A 20218-nucleotide genomic window follows, 5' to 3' on the forward strand; every position below is an offset into this window, starting at 1 on the left:
ATGTCAAAATTTTCACTTCAGCATAAGCTTATAAAGATTTTTTCTATTGCCCTGCCAAGTGGCGCTAATTCATTGCTTGATATGGCAAATATCACGGTTGGTATGTATTTTATTGCGGATTTTTCCAAAGAACATATGATCGCGCTAAATGTGGGTATGAGCTATATGATGATGCTTTTTGCAATCACAGCGATTTTTTTTATTGGGACAAGCGCACAAGTATCTCGAGCCTATGGAGCCAAAGATTATCAACGCCTAAAAAGCATAATGGGCAATAATTTTCTTATCACGCTTTTTGTGTCTATTCCGCTTTTGATTGTGGCATTTATGGGTGGTGAGTTGTATTTGGATTGGATGGGTAATGGCGTGAGTGGCGAGACAAAACTCTTGGGTATGGAATATTTGGGGATTGTGGTGTTTGGAATCCCTGCCTTGATGACAAAAACAATTTGCATAGCTGGACTTTCTGCACTTGGCGATACCAAACGCATAATGTATATTAAATGTATCACCACCACGCTCAATATCATACTCAATTATGTATTTATTTTTGGCTTTGATTTTGGAATCTTTACGCTAGATTCATTAGGTATTTTTGGCGCAGGATTATGTAATGTGTGTATTACCTATCTTGAGGCATTGCTACTTTCTGGCGTCATTTATATGCGTAAAAGAGTTATAGGCTTTAATTTTGTATTGCGTTTAGAATATAGCAAAACAACATTTAGCGTTGGGATTCCTGCTGGTATCGAGCGATTTTTGACGCTTTTTAGCCTTGTTTTGACACAAAAATTTATGAGTGATTATGGTGCTGATGTCATTGCAGGATTCCAAATAGGATCTAAGGTTGAGGCATTTATTCTTGCGTTTGGCTTTGGGTTTCAAGTTGCAGCTATGGCACTTGTGGGGCAGAGTTTGGGTAGAAAGCGTATGGATTTGGCATATGATTTTTTACACACGCTTTTGTTGTATGCAAGTATTATGATGGGAATCTTGGGGCTTATGATTTGTGTGTTTGGCGTGGAATTATCTAGAATCTTTAACACCCAAGAAGCAGTATTACGCGCGAGTTTGTATTATCTTATTGCAGTGGGCTTCTCTCAAGTGCCATTAGTGATTATTTTTTGCCTTGATGGAGCGCTGCGTGGGGTAGGTGCGACTAAGCTTTCTCTTATGATTAATGCTATGAGTATTTGGCTATTGCGGATTATACCGATGTATATATTTGTGTTGTATGAAGCCGATGTGCGCTTTGTGTTTGGTATGATTTTTGTGGAAACATATTTACGCGCATTGATTTTTTGGATTATTTTTAAGAGTAGGGTTTGGGAGAAATTTATCAAGCGTTTTTAGAAGTGCTAGAGGCATTATGGTGTGTGAGAATCTCTGTGAGAATCTCTGGAATGTCGTTGTTGGCGTTAATAGTGTGATGTGCTACTTTGGCATAGAGATTCTGACGTTCAAGATAGAGTGCTTTGGCTTGTGCTTGGTCGCTAAAAAGAGGGCGTTTGCTGCGCTCTTGGTGATCAAGTCGTGCAAGGATTGTTTCAAAATCGCTTTGTAAATAATAAATCTCCCCTAAGGTGCTTATATCATTAAAGATTGGCATTCCTCCACCTGTGGCAATGATAGCATTAGACACATTAGTGCTAAGCCACGCAATAGCTTGAGATTCTAACTCACGAAATTTCTGCTCACCATATTGCGCAAAAATTTCAGGAATACGTTGGTTGTATGTTGTTTGGATAAGTGAATCTGTATCGAGCAAAAATCGCCCCATTTTTTGTGCAAGGGCTGAACCTATGGTGCTTTTGCCACTGCCCATAAAACCTATAAGCACAATGTTTGCCATTATTTAAACTCCAGCATATAGCCATCGCGCTGTGCATTAATGTCATAGGCATATTGTCCATCGAGCTCAAGCGAGATTCGATAAAAATTTTCGTGGCTAGAAAATACGACTTGTTTTATGTATTTTTTGTCTAGGATTTGTGTTTGATTGATGGCCTTATCCATACCTTCAAAATCCAAAACAATGCGGTAAGGGTTTGGCAAAATAAAGTGTCGCACATTTGGGTATTGGGTAGCAATAAATATTGTATTTTTATCAAAAATAAGCTCAAAGTCTCCGAATCTAAGGCGTTTTTCACCAGTATATTTTTTGCCTATAGCTTTTTGTGCAAGTTCTAGTGGATAATGCCAATCAATGTTTTGATGTATTTGAAGTTCTTTTGTCGCTATGGTGCCATCGATATTTTGGTATGTGATACTCACTTTTTGTAGCACACGCGCGGTAGAGGGCAAAGCAATTTCTATATCTTGAAGAAATTCTTTTTTTGGTTCTCTTTGATTATGTTGTCCTTCTTTTGGGGTAATAGAGGGCTCAAAAGGATCTTCTCTAGCAATGAGGATACTCCAACATATAAGCAGTACAATGATGTGTTTCATTTTGGTTCCAACCCCTTAAGTTCAAAAATATCTTTTTGAATCTTTGCATTTTGCTTTTGGAGTAAATCGACTTCTTGGAGTAATTTTTCTTGTTGTTTGCGCAAACTTAGCAGTGTGTAGAGTGAGGCATTCCCAAAGAGTAGGAATGCGCTATAGGTCAAAAGCGCTACCAACACCGCAGCGATGATAAGAAATGCTTTATTAATCTGTATCCATCGCTTGAATCTTGAGGGCTGTTGATAGAGCTCTTGCATACCCATTCTTTGTATTATTTTTTAAAGAGTTGTGTGCCTAGATACTCGCTATTAGAAAGTTCAGATTCTATTTCTAAGAGGCGATTGTATTTTGCAATTCTTTCGCTTCTAGCTGTAGATCCTGTTTTGATTTCACCGGTATTAAGTGCAATAGCAAAATCCGCAATAAAATTATCTTCACTTTCCCCACTTCTGTGACTCATAATGCATTTATACGCATTGCGTTGTGCTAGTCGCACCGCTTGTATAGTTTGTGTGATTGTGCCTATTTGGTTAGGTTTTATCAAAATAGCATTAGCGATATTTTTTTCGATTCCTTGTGCGAGAATCTTTTTGTTAGTTACAAATAAATCATCACCTACAAGCTGAATCTTATTTCCAAGTCGTTGTGTGAGATAACTCCACCCTTCCCAATCATCTTCACTCAAGCCATCTTCAATAGAAACAATAGGATATTTTTGCACCATTTCTTCATAATATGCCACAAGTTCTTGTGAAGTTAGCTTACGTCCTTCTCCTGCGAGATGATACATACCGCTTTCATCGACAAGTTCGCTACTAGCCACATCAAGGGCGATAGCAATCTCATCACCTGGTTTATATCCTGCTTTTTCTATGGCTTGGAGGATAATTTCAATAGGTTGTGTATTGTTTGTAAGATTAGGTGCAAAACCTCCTTCATCACCGATACTTGTGATGTGATTTTGTTCATTAAGAATCTTTTTGAGATATTGATACACTTCTGCACTAGCGCGTAGCGCCTCACTAAAGCTATCAAAGCCTAGTGGCATAATCATATATTCTTGAAAATCTACCGTGTTATCAGCGTGGCTACCACCATTGATGATATTTAGCATAGGCACAGGCAATACAAGCGCATTTGCACCACCTAAATAACGATAAAGTGGTATATGAAGGCTTTTTGCTGCTGCACGAGCAGTCGCCATAGAAACACCAAGCGTGGCATTAGCACCAAGCTTAGAGAAATTTTGTGTGCCATCTAGATCTTTAAGCGTTGCATCAATCAGTCCTTGATCGTATGGACTAGCACCTACCAAAGCTTCACATATGCTAAGATCAACATTTTCACAAGCTTTTAAGACTCCTTTGCCCAAAAAGCGATTTTTGTCGCCATCGCGTAATTCAAGTGCTTCTCTTTTACCTGTGCTCGCACCACTTGGGACGATAGCGCTTTCTTTTGTGCCATCACTTAATTCTACAATTGCCTTAATAGTTGGGTTGCCTCGTGAATCTAGCACCTCTTGTGAATAAATCTTGCTAATACGCACCATATTTGCTCCTCTTTGTTAGATTTAGATTTTTAGAGTTCCTCTTCCTCTGGCTCATCAGGAAGTGGTAAAATTTCATCTTTTATGCCAATTTGCTCACGGATCTTATTTGTGATTTCTTGAGCAATTGTTGGGTTTTCTTTTAAAAACACCTTTGCATTTTCACGCCCTTGCCCAAGCTTCATATCACCATAAGAAAGCCACGCTCCACTTTTGTCAATGATGTCAAGCTTGATACCATAATCGATGATTTCACCCTCTTTACTAATGCCCTCACCAAACATAATATCAAATTCCGCTTCCCTAAATGGCGGTGCCACTTTGTTTTTAACCACCTTTGCTTTTGCGCGATTACCGATATTTTGCTCATTTTGTTTGAGAGTGGCAATGCGTCGTATGTCTATGCGCACACTTGCATAAAACTTGAGGGCATTACCACCTGTGGTTGTTTCTGGACTTCCATAGCCCATCATTCCAATTTTCATGCGAATTTGATTGATAAAAATAAGTGTGGCATTCATCTTGTGCAAAACGCCTGTGATTTTGCGTAATGCGTGGCTCATAAGCCTTGCTTGTAAGCCTACATGTTGATCGCCCATATCGCCATCAATTTCTGCTTTTGGCGTGAGGGCTGCCACAGAATCTATTACAATAAGATCTACTGCTCCACTGCGTGTAAGCGTTTCTAAGATTTCGAGTGCTTGTTCGCCGTTATCTGGTTGAGAGACAAGGAGGTTTTGTGTATCTACACCAAGATTTTTTGCATAATACACATCTAGCGCGTGCTCTGCATCGATAAATGCTGCAATGCCACCATTTCTTTGGCATTCTGCCACGATTTGTAATGCTAGTGTTGTTTTACCACTAGATTCAGGACCATAGATTTCTATAATTCTACCCTTTGGCACGCCACCTATGCCAAGCGCCATATCAAGCCCTAGTGAGCCTGTAGAGATTGCATCGATTTTTTCTACCTGCTTATCTCCAAGTCGCACAAGCGCACCCTTACCAAATGCCTTATCAATCTGCTTGAGTGCAAGCTCAATGGCTTTTTGCCGTTTTTCGTCTATCGCCATTCTTATCCTTGTTGTAAAAGTGATTTAAATCTTGGGATTGTATCTTATAAGTTTGAAAAATATCTTTAAAAAACCCAAACAAATTTTTAAAGCGATTTTTGTTACAATGTCCATCACACAAAAGATGTAAGGATATTATAGCGATGAAACACCCACAACCTACCCCCCAATATATGATTGGTAAAAAGCGACATCTTAGTGTCGCACATAGCCCTGATGCTGATGATTTATTTATGTATTATGCGATTAATTTTGGCTGGGTGGATTCTACGCAAGTGCAATTTAGTGCGTGTGCCAAAGATATACAGACACTCAATGAAGCGACCTTGCAAGGTGAATATGATATTAGCGCGATTTCTTTTGGATTATATCCGCTTGTTTGTGAGGATTATGCACTATTGCGGACAGGTGTGAGTTTTGGGAATGGCTATGGACCAAAGCTTATTAAAAAACGCACCACTACACTAAAAAGAGATTTCAAGGTTGCACTAAGTGGTGCGCATACGACAAATGCTTTACTTTTTAGACTCGCATATCCACATGCACGCATTGTCTATAAAAATTTTCTTGAGATAGAATCTAGCGTATTAAGTGGCGAGGTGCAAGCGGGTGTGCTTATCCATGAATCTATTTTGGGCTATGATGAAAGTTTGGTTGTTGAAGCAGAATTGTGGGATATTTGGTGTGATCTTAATAAGCACGATTTACCTTTGCCTTTGGGTGGTATGGCATTGCGTCGATCACTACCCCTTACTATCGCGCTAGAATGTGAATCTATGCTTACTAAGGCGGTGGAAGTAGCTGTGCATAATAAAGCATTACTTTCGCAAATGCTTTTAGAACGTAATCTTATTAGGGTAGATTCTGCCAAGCTTGAGACATATCTTAATCTCTATGCAAACACAGATTCTATCACGCTAAATCCCGTGCAGATTCAAGCTATTGATGTGTTGTTTAAGCTTGGATTTGAGGCAGGGTTTTATCCTAATCTCATACATGCCACGCAGTATATGTTACCCCAAGAATATCTTACACAACGATATTCTTAAATACACCAAGAAGGATTTTTATGGCATCACAATTTGTCTATAACCTCTCAAGTCTTGTAAAAATTCTCACACCCAGTGTGCTTACGCGTGCAAGAACAGAATCTAAAATCACAAAGTTTTTGGCGAGCTTAGATTCTAAGGCATATGAGGGATTTGTGTCGCGACTTAGGCTATATCATCGCGTGTGCACACCTTTTAGTATCGCTCCCCTTAGTGATGCAGCCCCAAGCACCTACGAGCGACTTGGCACATATCCACCGCATTATGGAAGTATCAAAGAAAGCTATAAATGGCGGCGTTTTAGCACATATCATTATGATATGCGATCGTATGCGCGGTATTTTGATGAAAATCTCAAAGTGTATTATGGGTTTGGCGATGTGAATTATTATTTTACGCAACCAAGTATCACCAAATCGCGACCAATTAGTGAATCTAATCAAAATTCTATTGTCTTAAAGCTTGAGCAAAATAGGCATTTTACCTTCATCAAAGATCCTTATACATTTTCAGAAAAACAAGATCGCATTTTCTTTCGTGGAGCGTGTTATCAAGAGCATAGATCAAGATTTTTAGAGCAATTTTTTGACGCACCATTTTGTGATATCGGACACACAGGTAGTAAGTCTGTGCATACACAATACCTAAAACCCAAAGTATCTATCGCCAAGCATTTGCCTTATAAATTTCTTTTAAGTTTGGAGGGTAATGATGTGGCAAGTAACCTAAAATGGGTGCTTAGCAGTAATTCTTTGTGTATGATGCCACGCCCCAAATATGAAACATGGTTTATGGAATCTACACTCCTGCCAAATGTGCATTATTGTGAGATCGCAGAAGATTATTCTGATGTGGAGGAGAAGTTTAGATTTTTTTGTGCCAACCCAAAAGTTGCACAAGAGATTATCCACAATGCCCATAGATTCTGTGAGCAGTTTTATGATACAAACGCAGAAGAAGTATTAAATATTCTTGTTTTGCGTAAGTATTTTTATCTTAGCGGACAGATAGATATTACTAAGCAAGAAAGAGATTTTTTTGGACTTTGAGGTATTGCTGCTCATAGCATAGAGATATTTTCTCCAAACCCTGACTTTATGGTATTATAGATTCCAATGTTTTGTATTTTGCGGAGGTATCTAAAATGAAAATCGTAGGGATTGATATAGGTATTACATCTATTGGTTGGGCGTTTGTGGAAAATGGTGAGCTTAAAGATTGTGGAGTGCGAATCTTTACTGGAGCAGAAAATCCAAAAAATGGTGAATCTCTCGCTTTGCCTCGCAGGCAAGCTAGAAGTGTGCGTAGGCGTTTAGCAAGGCGTAGAGGCAGATTAGAGTCATTAAAGAAACTTCTTACGAATGCGTGGCATTTATCTTATGAGGATTATATTGCTACAGATGGGGAGTTACCTAAAGCTTTTTATGGCAAAAGATTTCTTAATCCTTATCAGTTGCGTTATGAGGCATTAGAAAGGCTTCTTAGCAAAGAAGAGCTTATGCGTGTTATATTGCATATTGCCAAACATCGAGGCTATGGAAACAAAAATATCAAACAAGATCAAGATAAAAAAGATAAAGAGGAAGGCAAGATACTAAGTGCATTGAGTGAAAATGCAAAAAAGATCTCGCATTATCGCACAGCTGGTGAGTATTTTTATAAAGAATTTTGTGCAGTGCAAGATGTTGGGAATGCACAAGATAAAACTCCAATGATACGCGTGCTAAAGCCTATACGCAACAAAGCCCTATCTTACGCAAATTGCGTTTCACAAGTGGCATTACAAAATGAGCTTAGTCTTATTTTTGAGATTCAAAGAGGTTTTGGGTTTGCAATGACACAAGAACTATGTGATGAGGTTTTGCATATTGCATTCTATCAAAGACCATTAAAAGATTTTTCGCACCTTGTAGGAAAATGCACATTTTATGAGAATGAGTATCGCGCTCCAAAATATTCATTGAGTGCAGTAGAATTTGTTACAATAAGTAAAGTTATTAATATTCTTGCTTCTTGTAGCAAGGAAAGTGGTGAGATCTATACACAAGAGCAATATCAAAAGATATTGTCCTCTGTGTTTGAGGAAGTATGCAACAAAGGAAGTTTGAGTTTCGCACAATTACGAAAAATGCTTAATATCGATGAGAGTATTCAATTTCAAGAATTAAAGCATAGTAATCTTGAAAAGCCCGAAACAAAGAAATTTGTAGAATTTAAAAATTTCAAAAAGTTTTGTCACATTTTGGGCGATGTAAAGCAGGATAGAGAGACATCAAACAATATTGCACGAGATCTTACATTGACCAAAGACAAGGAGCAATTAAAACAAAAGCTCTGTAAATATCCAGCATTGACACAAGACCAAATTATGCAGCTATCAGAGATAGATTTTGATCATCATATTAGCTTAAGTCTTAAAGCATTAGGTGAGATTTTGCCATTTATGCGCAATGGCATTAGATATGACCAAGCCTGTAAAAATGCAAATCTTGTAACACGACATAATGATAAAAAGATGAAATTTTTACCGCCCTTTAATGAGAGTATGTATGCACAAGATTTGCATAATCCTGTCGTGCTTCGAGCTATATCGGAATATCGCAAGGTGCTTAATGCTCTTATTAAAAAATATGGGAGATTCCATAAAATTCATATTGAGCTTGCACGTGAAGTTGGCAAAAGCTACAAAGATCGAGGCAGGTATCAAAAAGAGATAGACACAAACTACAAAAACAGAGAGCAGGCAAAGGAAATGTGTAAAAAAATCGATTTGCCACTTAATGAGAATAATATTTTAAAACTACGACTTTTTAGAGAACAAGATGAGGTTTGTGCCTATAGTGGTAAAAAAATCACCTTAGATGATTTAAAAAATGCAGGGGCTTTGGAGATTGATCATATTTTACCTTATTCGCGGAGTTTTGATAATGGCTATTTGAATAAGGTGCTAGTTTTTACAAAAGAAAATCAAAACAAAGGCAACAAGACGCCTTTTGAAGCATTTGGTGCTGATTGCATCAAGTGGAGCAAAATCGTTTCTCTTGCTATGCGTAATGGATATCCTAAGAAGAAAGCACAAAACATTACTACTACAACATTTGCCACGAGAGAATCTGGATTTAAGGCACGCAATCTTTCGGATACAAGGTATATAGCACGACTTATTGCTAGTTATACACGAGAATACCTTGCTTGTCTTCCATTGGATTGCAACGAAGATACAATGTTGGTTGCTGGAGAAAAAGGAAGCAAGATACATGTAGAAACAATCAATGGTATGCTTACCACGACTATGCGTCATTTTTGGGGCTTACCTGTGAAAAATCGCTTTGAGCATACACATCACGCTATTGATGCAATTATTATCGCTTATAGTAATGCAAGTATGATTAAGAGATTTTCAGACTTTGTAAAAAATCACCAAGAAACACTGAAAGCAGAACTCTATGCCAAAGAACTAGCACAAGATACATTTAAACATCAAAGAAAGTTTTTTGAACCATTTGCTGGATTTAGAGAACATGCCTTGCACAAAATAGCTCAAATATTTGTTTCACATTCGCCAAATAGGCGAGTGCGAGGAGCATTACATGAGGAGACTTTTAAATCTTTTAATGATGCAACCTATCAAAAAGCATATGGCGGATTAGCAGGTATTCAAAAAGCTTTAGAATTAGGCAAGATACGGCAAATTGGGACAAAACTTGTGGCAAATGGTGAAATGGTGCGTGTTGATATATTTGCACATAAAAAGAGCAAAAAATTCTATGCTGTGCCTATCTATACGATGGATATTGCACTTGGTGTATTGCCCAATAAAGCAGTAGTAGGAGGGAAGAGCAATGGCGTCATCAAAGATTGGATAGAAATGGATGAAAATTATGAATTTTGTTTCTCACTTTTTAAAGGTGATGTCGTGCTTGTGCAAAAAAGCTCTATGGAAAAACCAGAATTTGCATATTTTGTATATTTTGGTGTCTCAACAGCGAGTATTGCCCTACAAACACATGATAATAATATAAAAACTCTCACGCCAAACCAACAAAAACTCTTTACAAGCCCAACACAAGAAAAAGTAACCGCTGAAAGCCTAGGTATTCAAAGACTAAAGGTATTTGAGAAATACAAAGTCTCACCATTAGGAGAGCTTAAGCCTAGTAAATATGAACCAAGACAGCCTATCGCACTCAAAACCACACCAAAGACACAAAAACCCAACAAGGATTCTTAGGTGGGCTATGATGAGGCGTTTAGAAATGTTGTGTTTGCAAGCAAGGCACATTTGCGACTACAAGATCAACATTTAGTAGTGCAAAATGAGGAGGAAAACGCACGATTGTATATCAAGGATTTGCAATGCGTGATTTTAGAAAGTCCCCAAATTACTATTACGCAAGCACTATTAAGTGCGTTGGCTGAAGCAAAAGTCCTTGTGCTGACTTGTGATAAGACACACACTATCAATGGCATTTATACACCATTTCTAGGACATTTTGCCAATGCACAGGTTGCGCGGGAGCATATTGCAGTGAGTGCGCAAAATAAGGCAAGTTTGTGGTGTGAGATTGTCAAAAACAAGATTAGTAATCAAGCAAGTGTGCTACAAATGTGTGGCTACACAAAACAAGCCCAAGATTTGGCAAAGCTATGTGATAAAGTATCTATGGGCGATCATGATAATATCGAGGCATATGCAGCAGCTTTGTATTTTAGGTATCTTTTTGGCAATGGGTTTTCTCGCAAACATAAACACAAGATTCAAAATGCCTTGCTAGATTATGGATATGCGATTGTGCGTAGTTGTGTCATTAGAAGCGTATGTATGAGTGGATTACTCACTTGGTTTGGTATCAAACACAATAACCAGTTTAATCAATTTAATCTTTGTGATGATCTCATAGAGGTCTTTCGCCCATTTGTGGATAGATGTGTTTTAGCACTTTTAGAATCTAGGGTGTTAGATTCTGAATATAGCCAATATATAGAGACAATGACACGACAAGACAAAATGGCTTTGATTGAGAATCTACAGAGTGAAGCAAAGATAGGGGAGAGAGTTTTTCCACTGCATAGGGCTATTAATTTTTATGTTCAGCGATTTAAAAATGCCTTATTGTATGGACAGCCTTTGCTTTTGGTAGAGTTTGGAGTTTAGGTATGAGGGAGGATACATTTATGCGTGTGCTTGTGATGTTTGATTTACCTACCCAAACCAAAAAAGACAGACATCATAGTGCAAAATTTCGCAACGATCTCATAAAGTTAGGATTTTTTATGATCCAATTTAGTGTATATATGCGAATCTGCAAAGGCGTTGCCTCTGCCAAGTCTTCTATCAATAATATTAGGAAATTTGTGCCGCCAAAGGGAAATGTGCGGTGTATCACAATTACAGAAAAGCAGTTTGATGCTATGGAAATTTTACTTGGTGGTGTGAGTTTCAATGAAGAGATGAATACCCAAAAAAATCTGACACTTTTTAGTTTTGATGAAAAAACTGGAGATTATGTATATTTGAATGATACAAAACAAGATACACAAAATATATCAACACATAAAAAGAAGACATCAAGCAAAACTATCTATAAAAAAAGTTTATTTGAGTTGTATTGAGACACGATAGAACATCAGGAGTTTAAAAGAGGTGTCAGTCTAAAGGGATTTTCGAGCACTCATAGAGCCTCACCCTGCGCCGACTGACAAGCTTATTTTAGTCCCTTTTTGAATCTTTTGTAGTATTGTAGCATAAGATTCTCATTTTTGAACCTATTTTATCATAAAAAGATTCAGAAAGGGACTAAAACGCAAAAGGCGTTTCTGGTGGTCCTCATCGTATTTTATCATAAAAAGATTCAGAAAGGGACTAAAACATTCGACGACTGGGAATGCTGGATATCTCAATTTTATCATAAAAAGATTCAGAAAGGGACTAAAACACATGTGATGAGCTTGACCCCAAACCATTAATTTTATCATAAAAAGATTCAGAAAGGGACTAAAACGTTTAGTGAGGTGTTAAAATGACTGGTGCAATTTTATCATAAAAAGATTCAGAAAGGGACTAAAACCACAAAAGGAATTCGCGCAAAACTCAATTCATTTTATCATAAAAAGATTCAGAAAGGGACTAAAACTTACGCGTCCTGTTTTAGGGGAGTGTGTCAATTTTATCATAAAAAGATTCAGAAAGGGACTAAAACGCCCCGACTTTTGTTAATGGTGCTATTAAAATTTTATCATAAAAAGATTCAGAAAGGGACTAAAACATCAAAGTTGGTGATTTTTCTGGCTTTCTCGATTTTATCATAAAAAGATTCAGAAAGGGACTAAAACAGTGATACCAGCACCGCCTAAAATTGCACCATTTTATCATAAAAAGATTCAGAAAGGGACTAAAACCCACTGCGCGCCCGTTTACACAAAGAGGCGATTTTATCATAAAAAGATTCAGAAAGGGACTAAAACTGTGGGAAGTGTTAAATGAAGTGTTTCTATATTTTATCATAAAAAGATTCAGAAAGGGACTAAAACTATGGGTAACTCCCCTGGCTATACTCCTTCATTTTATCATAAAAAGATTCAGAAAGGGACTAAAACCTCGATATAAGCGTAGAGGTGGTCGTAGGATTTTATCATAAAAAGATTCAGAAAGGGACTAAAACGGTAGGTGATGCATGCATTTTTTTAAAATTATTTTATCATAAAAAGATTCAGAAAGGGACTAAAACCTTTTCCATGTCATTTTCCGTAATGGTAGGATTTTATCATAAAAAGATTCAGAAAGGGACTAAAACTTCTGAAAAAGCATTTTATCGTCCGTTCGCATTTTATCATAAAAAGATTCAGAAAGGGACTAAAACGGAGTAAGATTCGATGGCGACTTTGAAGGAATTTTATCATAAAAAGATTCAGAAAGGGACTAAAACGTCTCGCTTAGACTTTTTCACACCGGAATTATTTTATCATAAAAAGATTCAGAAAGGGACTAAAACAGTAATCGCAGCACTGCCAAGAATTGCACCATTTTATCATAAAAAGATTCAGAAAGGGACTAAAACTTAAAGCAGCACCGAGTAAATTACTACCTATTTTATCATAAAAAGATTCAGAAAGGGACTAAAACCGTTAGTGACGTTACCCCAGAAACCGAGGTATTTTATCATAAAAAGATTCAGAAAGGGACTAAAACGGATACAGCGACCGATATCAAGAGTATAGAATTTTATCATAAAAAGATTCAGAAAGGGACTAAAACCAAGTTCCATTTTTTACAAATGTCCTTCAAATTTTATCATAAAAAGATTCAGAAAGGGACTAAAACAACAAACCAGTATTGAGTGAAAAACTTCACATTTTATCATAAAAAGATTCAGAAAGGGACTAAAACCAGATACGGAACGATTTACAGATTTTGAGATTTTATCATAAAAAGATTCAGAAAGGGACTAAAACAGTTCTGGCATGATTTCACAAGACGACTATATTTTATCATAAAAAGATTCAGAAAGGGACTAAAACCAAGGTGCAGAATTAACCACCACTGAAGAATTTTATCATAAAAAGATTCAGAAAGGGACTAAAACAATTTTTCACACTAGCAAACGCTTCTTTGAATTTTATCATAAAAAGATTCAGAAAGGGACTAAAACCCACGATTGACCAAATGATAGGCGACGGCATTTTATCATAAAAAGATTCAGAAAGGGACTAAAACTAGATGAGGCAATACACAAAAATTGTAGAATTTTATCATAAAAAGATTCAGAAAGGGACTAAAACCACATTAACAATCATAGAAACCTCCGATTTATTTTATCATAAAAAGATTCAGAAAGGGACTAAAACAATGCTCCCTATTTCTTATGGTAGCGGTGCATTTTATCATAAAAAGATTCAGAAAGGGACTAAAACCATCATTAAGAACTGATGAGAAGTCTGAGAATTTTATCATAAAAAGATTCAGAAAGGGACTAAAACAATACTGGTTCGTCCCTAATCGCATTATTTATTTTATCATAAAAAGATTCAGAAAGGGACTAAAACTTAGAGAAAACAATTTTAGAATTACAAAAAGATTTTATCATAAAAAGATTCAGAAAGGGACTAAAACTGTAAAATTCAAAACTCTGATATGTGGGAAATTTTATCATAAAAAGATTCAGAAAGGGACTAAAACAAACTTATTGAAACGCAGTATAATTCATCTATTTTATCATAAAAAGATTCAGAAAGGGACTAAGGGATACGCGATTGGGAGGAAGATAGATTAGCCAAGATGATAAGCTCCATAATTCCAATAAAATCCTAACACCATACAGGAAGGTATGATTTTCTTGTTGGATTTCTTTTAGTATTTCACACTCCGCCATATCACCACTATCATATGCTTCGTCAAGAAGCGTGTAGCCTTGATCATTAAATGCTTATAAAGCTTTTTGTATGTCCTCATTAGCAAATATTATGCTTAAAGTCATAAACCCCAAAATAAAAAGCATAAAAAGTATTTCATCTCTATTCTTTTTAGTCAATACCTTTAGACATTGTATCACAATCCATTTTTGCACCAAATAACGCATATTTGTTATAAAAGATAGGGGATAAAATGGTTATTTTTGTATGTCTCTTAGCATTTTACATTCTCTTTTTAATCCATTATTACAGGCTTTTTCAATAAATTGTATTGCTTTGAGATAATCTTTTTCTACACCCTCTCCTTTGTAATACATATCTCCAAGAACCTTGCACCCATACGCTTCTCCGCCATTGCAAGCTTTCTCATATAATGCTATTGCTTTGAGATGTTCTTTCTTTATCCCCTCTCCTTTGCAATACATATCCCCAAGAATCTTGCACCCATACATTTCACCACGCTCACAAGCTTTTTCAAAAAGCTCTAGCGCTTTTGGATAGTCTTTTTGCATATATGCTTCCAAAGCCTTTTTAGAATCTATATGTATGTCACCAAGTGCCATATGTAATGTTATAAACCCTAAGATGACAAGTTTTTTCATCTGCGTTCCTTTGTAAATTAAAGATATAGAGATTGTATCAAAACAATCATAAAAGGAAGTCTTGTGCAATGTGTATGTAAATATTATCGTGATAGTTTTGGTGCTTTTTGTAAAAGCAAACCGCAAGAATAAAGAGAGATTTTTAAGGATTGTAGAGAATCTAACTAGAATAAAAACTATATACAGGTATCGCAAGAAATTTGCAACACCTGTTTTGTGGTATTAATGATGCTCAAGGTAAGCGATAGCTTGGAGTGCGGCGGTAGCACCATCACCAGCAGCGCACACGACTTGCTTAGAAGCTTGCACGCGCACATCACCAGCAGCAAAAAGCCCAGGGACGCTAGTTTTCATAGATAGATCTACTTTTATGCTATTCCATTCATCGCATTCGCAAAGCATACTGCCATCAGGTTGTTTGAGAATCTGTGTATTGACATCATAACCTACAAACACAAAAACACCAAACACTGCCAAATCTTGCACAGCTCCGCTTTGGATATTTTTGATTGTTACACCTGTTACACCGCTGTTGTCGCCTTTGATTTCTTCGATTATTGTAGGGGTGATAATCTCAATTTTTGGATTTTCTTTGACATGTTGGATTGTTACAGGTGCCGCACGAAAACCATCTCGTCTATGGATAAGGTAGATTTTGTTACAGATTCTAGAGAGATAGATTGCTTCTTCAAGTGCTGTATCGCCACCGCCAAGGACTGCTACATCTTTACCTTTGTAAAAAAATCCATCACAAGTCGCGCAAGTGCTTACACCACGTCCCCAAAACACATCTTCACCTTTTACCCCAGATCGTTTTGGTCGCCCACCTGCTGCAAAAATCACCGCTTTGGCTTCTACGACTTTGCCATCGCTTTGTGTGATTGTAAAAATATCGCCTTGTTTGCTCACCATACTAATTTCTGCCATTTCGTGCTTCAATCCGAATCTAAAGCATTGCTCTTGCCACGGCTCCATAAAGTCCAAACCGCTTTTTATTTCCTTGACACCTGGATAGTTTTCTATTTCGCTACTGCCTGTGATTTGTCCGCCAGGCATTCCTTTTTCAAATAAAACAACATTTTTTATCCCACCTCGTGTCGCATATAATCCTGCAGTAAGTCCAGCAGGACCACCACCAATAATCGCTAAATCAATCATTTGTATCTCCTTTGTTTTAGATTTAGAGGATTATATGGCAATGCTTTAAACAAATGATAATTTTTGTTATTTATTGCTACCACAGCTGAAATTCTGTTTTTGTATTTTTGTATAAACTTCGCGATCTTCCGCCTATGTCGTATTCGACCGCAAAGCCATATTTCACACTTGCCAAGCCGGATTTTTTGATTTTTGCACCCTCATAGGTTTCTTGTGGCACACTAAGCGCACCCACTGATCCTCCGGTTCTTGGTGCAAGTTTTTTATTGACACCTATTTCACTTATCAAATCTCCATCGACATAAAGCGCAAGGTAGGTGATTGTAACAAATTCATCTGTTTTGTTGCTGATATTAAGACCTACACTTCCTTTGCCTAGATTAAAGGCATTTGCACGCAAGATAATATCATCGTTTTCTATGCTTACTGCTGGCATAGTTTTGTTGGCAAGCACTACACGCGCTGGTGTATCGCCACGATTATTTTGGGCATACATATCTGCACCATTAGAGAGGAGAAGGTTTATCATAGCGGTATTTTTTTTGAGCACAGCATAATGCAAGGGTGTGTTACCTAAATGTTCATCGGCTACATTGACTTTGGCACCCTTTTGTATGAGTTCTTTTGCCATACGCACATCGCCCAATGCGACAACTTTGAGCAATGCAGTTTCGCCGTGGCACACAGCATTGACATCAGCTCCACGCTCTATGAGCAATCCCACAATTTCAATATTACCCTTACGCGCAGCATCATAAAGCGGTGTGCTACCGCGTAGTCTTGCTTCTACATCGGCTCCTAGAGAAATCCCTTTGCGGACTTCTGTATAGTTATTGCTAAATAGCATACTATTGTATCGATCATTTGCTCCAAAACTCATACTTCCAAAACTTAAACACATAATTAAGACTACAATTCGCATATTTTTCCCCTTAGTGTAGATGTTTTTTGGCAAGTGTCGCGATTTTTTCAAAAATTTCATCAAAATCTACCCCATATGTGCGCGCATTAGCCACAGAAGTCATAAAGTTGGTATCTCCTATGTAGCGTGGGACAAAATGGATATGGATATGTTCAGGTATTCCTGCTCCACCGGCTTTTTTGATATTCATACCCATATTCACTCCACTCGCACCATATTCATACAAGATTCCAAAGGCTTTTTGACTTAGGGTTTGTATGTGTATCCAAGCTTTAGAATCCAATAACTCCGGTGAATCACAATGCGTGTGTGGGATAAGCATAAAATGTCCGGGCGTGTAAGGATAGAGATTCATCACACCAAAACAGACTTCATCACGATAAAACACGCGGTTTTTCTTATCAGATTGAGGATCGGCGCTAATGGCGCAAAACACACAAGATGTGTCTTTTGATCCAAAATATTCTTTGCGCCACGGAGCATAGATTCTTTGCATCATTCTCCTTTAGATGAAGTTTGGTGCATCATTGCTAAAAAGAATAAGATCGCCAGGCAAAGTGCAAGCCTTAAGCATACCTTCTAGGGATTCTTTACTATGGAGGATAATTTTTTGTGCTTTTACAATATGTTTAGAAAATATTTTTGCATTGAGAGTGCCTGTGATAATGACAATATCAAAAACTTCGTCAAAATATCTTGCAAGTTCGATGTTGGATTCTTGGTTGCTTTCTACAATGCCCGGTGTTACGACAACTTTTCGTCCTTCATACAACGACGCCAAACGCGCAGCTTCTAGCATACCTTTGAGATTGCCATTGAAACTATCATCAAGGATAAGCTTTTGATTTGTAAGAATCTTTTGCAAACGATGTGGCACTGGCTCAAATTTGCTCACACTATGTTGGATATCGCTCATACGCATACCAAGTTCTAATGCCATACTAACAGCAGCAGCGATATTTCCGACATTAAAAGCTCCCAAGATTTGTGTATGGAATGGATACCAATTTCCCTTATATTCTAGCTCAAAGCTTGTGCCTTCTAGCGTGGCTTTGACATTTCTACAGCCAGTAGGATAGAAGCTAATAAGCTTCTTTTTTTGTGAATCTAAATCTTTTGGCAGGGTATTTTGTTCAAACACAAAGGCTTTTCTAAGGCGTGAAGAATTGAGAATCTCAAACTTTGTATTTGTGATATTTTCTAGTGTTTTAAAATATTCTAAATGTTGTGCGCCTACCTCGCCAATGATTGTGTATTGTGGTTGCAAGAATTGCGTGATTTCATCAATATCTCCCTTAAGGCGCGCTCCTGCTTCAGCAAGATAGATATCTGCACTATAATCAAGATTCTCATTCACATCTGCTATAATGCCTGTAAGTGTATTGACACTGCGCGGTGTCGCATAGACGCTAAAATGTGTGCTAAGAATCTGTTGCAAGAAATTTTTGATACTCGTTTTTCCAAAACTTGCAGTGATAGCAATAATTTTAAGGCGACTCATCACTTCTAGCTTGTCTTTGGCAATTTGTCTGTATTGCTTGAGTAGCACGCGCTCATAGAGATTAGATACTACCAGTGCAAACACTAATGGCAAGAGATTCATAAAGGGATTAGAGGTTTCAAATAAGATTCCCAATCCTTCATCAAGCAAGACAAAAAGCAAACACAAAGCAAAAAAGCGTTGCACGCGTTTGGTAAATTTGAGTGGCTTATCTTGTTTAAAACGCCATATTCCAAGAGCTATGAGCAGTGCAATAGCAATGAGCATAACATATTCTGTATATCCTTGAATCTGTAGCGCAGTGGCAAGGGAAAGTGGCAAGAGAAAAAACCATATATGCCACATAAATTTATGGTGCATAAAAATAATGCGATACAGGCTGTAGTTATACCATTGCAAGAGTGTAATCAGATAATACGCAAACTCAAAATTTAGCAAAAATCTTGCTACGATACCGATAAAATATTCTATAGTCATACTTTCTCACTTATTTTAAAATTACAAATCCGCTAAATTCACGCGGTGCTATTTTTTGGGATTGTATATGCACCACATCGGAACGCTCCGGACCACTTTTTAGATACTGCATAAATGTATCGAGCACTTTTTGTTCCCCTTGGGCATAGATTTCTACACTGCCATCTTCGAGGTTGCGCGTGCTTCCTTGTATAGAGAGTTTGTCAGCGTGGTATTTGGCAAACTTTCTGTATCCCACGCCTTGCACTTTTCCAAAAACTAAAATGTAATATGTTTGCATTTATACTCCTTGTGATATGGCATTTTGATAAAGAGATTCTATCTTGTTGGCTTGTTTGAGAAAAAAGAAATGATCTCCTTTGAGCACAAAAAAACGGCTATGAGTTAAAAGCGAGGCTATTTTTTCTCCACTGCTTAGTGGGGTGGCGCTATCATCTTTGCCCCAAAATATATAGGCTTGTGCCTTGCATTGCAAAAACAAGGGGGCAAAATCTTCATCTACCACATTTTTAAAGGTTTGATACATTGCTTCATTGAGGTTGTTGGCGTCTTTGGATCGCAAAAAGGTTGCGTTGATACCAAGGCTTTTGCAAAGTTTTGCAAGGAATATTTTGGAGCGCACCTTAAGGGATTTTTGGACTACTATCCCTGCACTGCTTAAAAGAATAAGTTGTGTTTTGGCAAGAATGGTTGCAATCTTGCCACCAAAGGAATGCCCAACCATGATGTATTCTTGTGAATCTAGCTCACTAAAATGTGTGCGTATATAAGAAAGAAAAGATTCTATAATCTTGGCATAATCGTGTGTGTAGAGAATGTGGGTATTTGGACTTGCCCCAAAACCGGGTAAATCAATATAAAGATGCACATAATCCCTAAAACTTTCCCCAAAAGCAAGTTTCATAAGCTCCTTGTTGCTTCCCCACCCATGCAAAAATACAAGCACACCACGAGGATTTGTAATGTGTAGATTCTGCAATACATAACTAATGCTAAAAGTGTTATGGTTATAAGAAATTTGTGCGCTTGCCAT

At 37.4% G+C, this 20218-nt stretch carries 18 protein-coding genes and 1 CRISPR repeat array; of the genes, 6 read left to right on the top strand and 12 right to left on the bottom strand.

Annotated elements, in window-relative coordinates:
- Positions 1-1353 (top strand): MATE family efflux transporter, encoded by a 1353-nt coding sequence (locus B9T66_RS04550; RefSeq protein WP_095627806.1) that lies wholly within the window; start codon positions 1-3, stop codon positions 1351-1353.
- On the opposite strand, the gene B9T66_RS04555 is transcribed toward B9T66_RS04550, so the two are convergent.
- Genes B9T66_RS04555 through recA form a run of 5 tightly spaced genes read right to left on the bottom strand, consistent with a single transcriptional unit; the run spans position 1340 to position 5067 of the window.
- The gene (locus B9T66_RS04555) at positions 1340-1852 is read right to left on the bottom strand and encodes a shikimate kinase (RefSeq protein ID WP_095627807.1); all 513 of its coding nucleotides are present in this window, start codon (positions 1850-1852) and stop codon (positions 1340-1342) included. The two genes, B9T66_RS04550 and B9T66_RS04555, sit on opposite strands and share 14 nt — an antisense overlap.
- The gene (locus B9T66_RS04560) at positions 1852-2448 is read right to left on the bottom strand and encodes an AMIN domain-containing protein (RefSeq protein ID WP_095627808.1); all 597 of its coding nucleotides are present in this window, start codon (positions 2446-2448) and stop codon (positions 1852-1854) included. The genes B9T66_RS04555 and B9T66_RS04560 overlap by 1 nt, the downstream gene beginning before the upstream one ends.
- Complete coding sequence (locus B9T66_RS04565; protein ID WP_257874601.1) at positions 2445-2702, bottom strand: hypothetical protein; 258 nt, start codon at positions 2700-2702, stop codon at positions 2445-2447. The genes B9T66_RS04560 and B9T66_RS04565 overlap by 4 nt, the downstream gene beginning before the upstream one ends.
- A gap of 14 nt (positions 2703-2716) precedes the next feature.
- Positions 2717-3994, bottom strand: a complete 1278-nt coding sequence (eno, locus tag B9T66_RS04570; protein WP_095627809.1) for a phosphopyruvate hydratase — start codon at positions 3992-3994, stop codon at positions 2717-2719.
- A gap of 29 nt (positions 3995-4023) precedes the next feature.
- Positions 4024-5067: a recombinase RecA gene (gene recA, locus B9T66_RS04575; protein ID WP_095627810.1), complete on the bottom strand. Its 1044-nt coding sequence runs from the start codon at positions 5065-5067 to the stop codon at positions 4024-4026.
- 143 nt (positions 5068-5210) lie between these two features.
- Between recA and B9T66_RS04580 the strand changes: the two genes are divergently transcribed.
- From B9T66_RS04580 to cas2, 5 genes are all read left to right on the top strand, one after another.
- Entirely contained in the window at positions 5211-6116 is a 906-nt protein-coding gene (locus B9T66_RS04580) for a menaquinone biosynthesis family protein (protein WP_257874602.1), read from the top strand.
- A gap of 20 nt (positions 6117-6136) precedes the next feature.
- Positions 6137-7165 carry a glycosyl transferase family 90 gene (locus B9T66_RS04585; RefSeq protein WP_095627811.1) on the top strand — a complete coding sequence of 343 codons (1029 nt, stop codon included), beginning with the start codon at positions 6137-6139 and terminating at the stop codon, positions 7163-7165.
- 95 nt (positions 7166-7260) lie between these two features.
- Complete coding sequence (gene cas9, locus B9T66_RS04590; protein ID WP_095627812.1) at positions 7261-10347, top strand: type II CRISPR RNA-guided endonuclease Cas9; 3087 nt, start codon at positions 7261-7263, stop codon at positions 10345-10347.
- Complete coding sequence (cas1, locus tag B9T66_RS04595) at positions 10348-11271, top strand: type II CRISPR-associated endonuclease Cas1 (protein WP_095627813.1); 924 nt, start codon at positions 10348-10350, stop codon at positions 11269-11271.
- Positions 11272-11273: 2 nt separating this feature from the next.
- Positions 11274-11729, top strand: a complete 456-nt coding sequence (gene cas2 / locus B9T66_RS04600; RefSeq protein ID WP_257874603.1) for a CRISPR-associated endonuclease Cas2 — start codon at positions 11274-11276, stop codon at positions 11727-11729.
- 155 nt (positions 11730-11884) lie between these two features.
- Positions 11885-14358: a CRISPR direct-repeat array (repeat unit 36 nt; unit sequence ATTTTATCATAAAAAGATTCAGAAAGGGACTAAAAC).
- 364 nt (positions 14359-14722) lie between these two features.
- Here the strand turns inward: cas2 and B9T66_RS04605 are convergent.
- From B9T66_RS04605 to B9T66_RS04635, 7 genes are all read right to left on the bottom strand, one after another.
- Positions 14723-15127 (bottom strand): tetratricopeptide repeat protein, encoded by a 405-nt coding sequence (locus tag B9T66_RS04605; RefSeq protein ID WP_095627814.1) that lies wholly within the window; start codon positions 15125-15127, stop codon positions 14723-14725.
- Positions 15128-15349: 222 nt separating this feature from the next.
- Positions 15350-16285: a thioredoxin-disulfide reductase gene (gene trxB / locus B9T66_RS04610; RefSeq protein WP_095627815.1), complete on the bottom strand. Its 936-nt coding sequence runs from the start codon at positions 16283-16285 to the stop codon at positions 15350-15352.
- Between the two features lie 76 nt (positions 16286-16361).
- Positions 16362-17207 (bottom strand): ankyrin repeat domain-containing protein, encoded by an 846-nt coding sequence (locus B9T66_RS04615; protein ID WP_257874604.1) that lies wholly within the window; start codon positions 17205-17207, stop codon positions 16362-16364.
- Between the two features lie 10 nt (positions 17208-17217).
- Positions 17218-17703: an HIT family protein gene (locus B9T66_RS04620; RefSeq protein ID WP_095627816.1), complete on the bottom strand. Its 486-nt coding sequence runs from the start codon at positions 17701-17703 to the stop codon at positions 17218-17220.
- Between the two features lie 9 nt (positions 17704-17712).
- Positions 17713-19185: a Mur ligase family protein gene (locus B9T66_RS04625; protein WP_095627817.1), complete on the bottom strand. Its 1473-nt coding sequence runs from the start codon at positions 19183-19185 to the stop codon at positions 17713-17715.
- A gap of 10 nt (positions 19186-19195) precedes the next feature.
- Positions 19196-19465 carry an acylphosphatase gene (locus B9T66_RS04630; protein ID WP_095627818.1) on the bottom strand — a complete coding sequence of 90 codons (270 nt, stop codon included), beginning with the start codon at positions 19463-19465 and terminating at the stop codon, positions 19196-19198.
- Complete coding sequence (locus B9T66_RS04635) at positions 19466-20218, bottom strand: alpha/beta fold hydrolase (RefSeq protein ID WP_095627819.1); 753 nt, start codon at positions 20216-20218, stop codon at positions 19466-19468.

Source organism: Helicobacter sp. TUL, assembly GCF_002287135.1.
Classification (GTDB): Bacteria; Campylobacterota; Campylobacteria; order Campylobacterales; family Helicobacteraceae; genus Helicobacter_F.

Excerpts from the sequence above, each read along its gene's own strand:
- B9T66_RS04550 (WP_095627806.1), top strand. The coding sequence starts at position 1 with ATGTCAAAATTTTCACTTCAGCATAAGCTTATAAAGATTTTTTCTATT.
- B9T66_RS04555 (WP_095627807.1), bottom strand. The coding sequence starts at position 1,852 with ATGGCAAACATTGTGCTTATAGGTTTTATGGGCAGTGGCAAAAGCACC.
- B9T66_RS04560 (WP_095627808.1), bottom strand. The coding sequence starts at position 2,448 with ATGAAACACATCATTGTACTGCTTATATGTTGGAGTATCCTCATTGCT.
- B9T66_RS04565 (WP_257874601.1), bottom strand. The coding sequence starts at position 2,702 with ATGCAAGAGCTCTATCAACAGCCCTCAAGATTCAAGCGATGGATACAG.
- eno (WP_095627809.1), bottom strand. The coding sequence starts at position 3,994 with ATGGTGCGTATTAGCAAGATTTATTCACAAGAGGTGCTAGATTCACGA.
- recA (WP_095627810.1), bottom strand. The coding sequence starts at position 5,067 with ATGGCGATAGACGAAAAACGGCAAAAAGCCATTGAGCTTGCACTCAAG.
- B9T66_RS04580 (WP_257874602.1), top strand. The coding sequence starts at position 5,211 with ATGAAACACCCACAACCTACCCCCCAATATATGATTGGTAAAAAGCGA.
- B9T66_RS04585 (WP_095627811.1), top strand. The coding sequence starts at position 6,137 with ATGGCATCACAATTTGTCTATAACCTCTCAAGTCTTGTAAAAATTCTC.
- cas9 (WP_095627812.1), top strand. The coding sequence starts at position 7,261 with ATGAAAATCGTAGGGATTGATATAGGTATTACATCTATTGGTTGGGCG.
- cas2 (WP_257874603.1), top strand. The coding sequence starts at position 11,274 with ATGAGGGAGGATACATTTATGCGTGTGCTTGTGATGTTTGATTTACCT.
- B9T66_RS04605 (WP_095627814.1), bottom strand. The coding sequence starts at position 15,127 with ATGAAAAAACTTGTCATCTTAGGGTTTATAACATTACATATGGCACTT.
- trxB (WP_095627815.1), bottom strand. The coding sequence starts at position 16,285 with ATGATTGATTTAGCGATTATTGGTGGTGGTCCTGCTGGACTTACTGCA.
- B9T66_RS04615 (WP_257874604.1), bottom strand. The coding sequence starts at position 17,207 with ATGCGAATTGTAGTCTTAATTATGTGTTTAAGTTTTGGAAGTATGAGT.
- B9T66_RS04620 (WP_095627816.1), bottom strand. The coding sequence starts at position 17,703 with ATGCAAAGAATCTATGCTCCGTGGCGCAAAGAATATTTTGGATCAAAA.
- B9T66_RS04625 (WP_095627817.1), bottom strand. The coding sequence starts at position 19,185 with ATGACTATAGAATATTTTATCGGTATCGTAGCAAGATTTTTGCTAAAT.
- B9T66_RS04630 (WP_095627818.1), bottom strand. The coding sequence starts at position 19,465 with ATGCAAACATATTACATTTTAGTTTTTGGAAAAGTGCAAGGCGTGGGA.
- B9T66_RS04635 (WP_095627819.1), bottom strand. The coding sequence starts at position 20,218 with ATGGCAAGCGCACAAATTTCTTATAACCATAACACTTTTAGCATTAGT.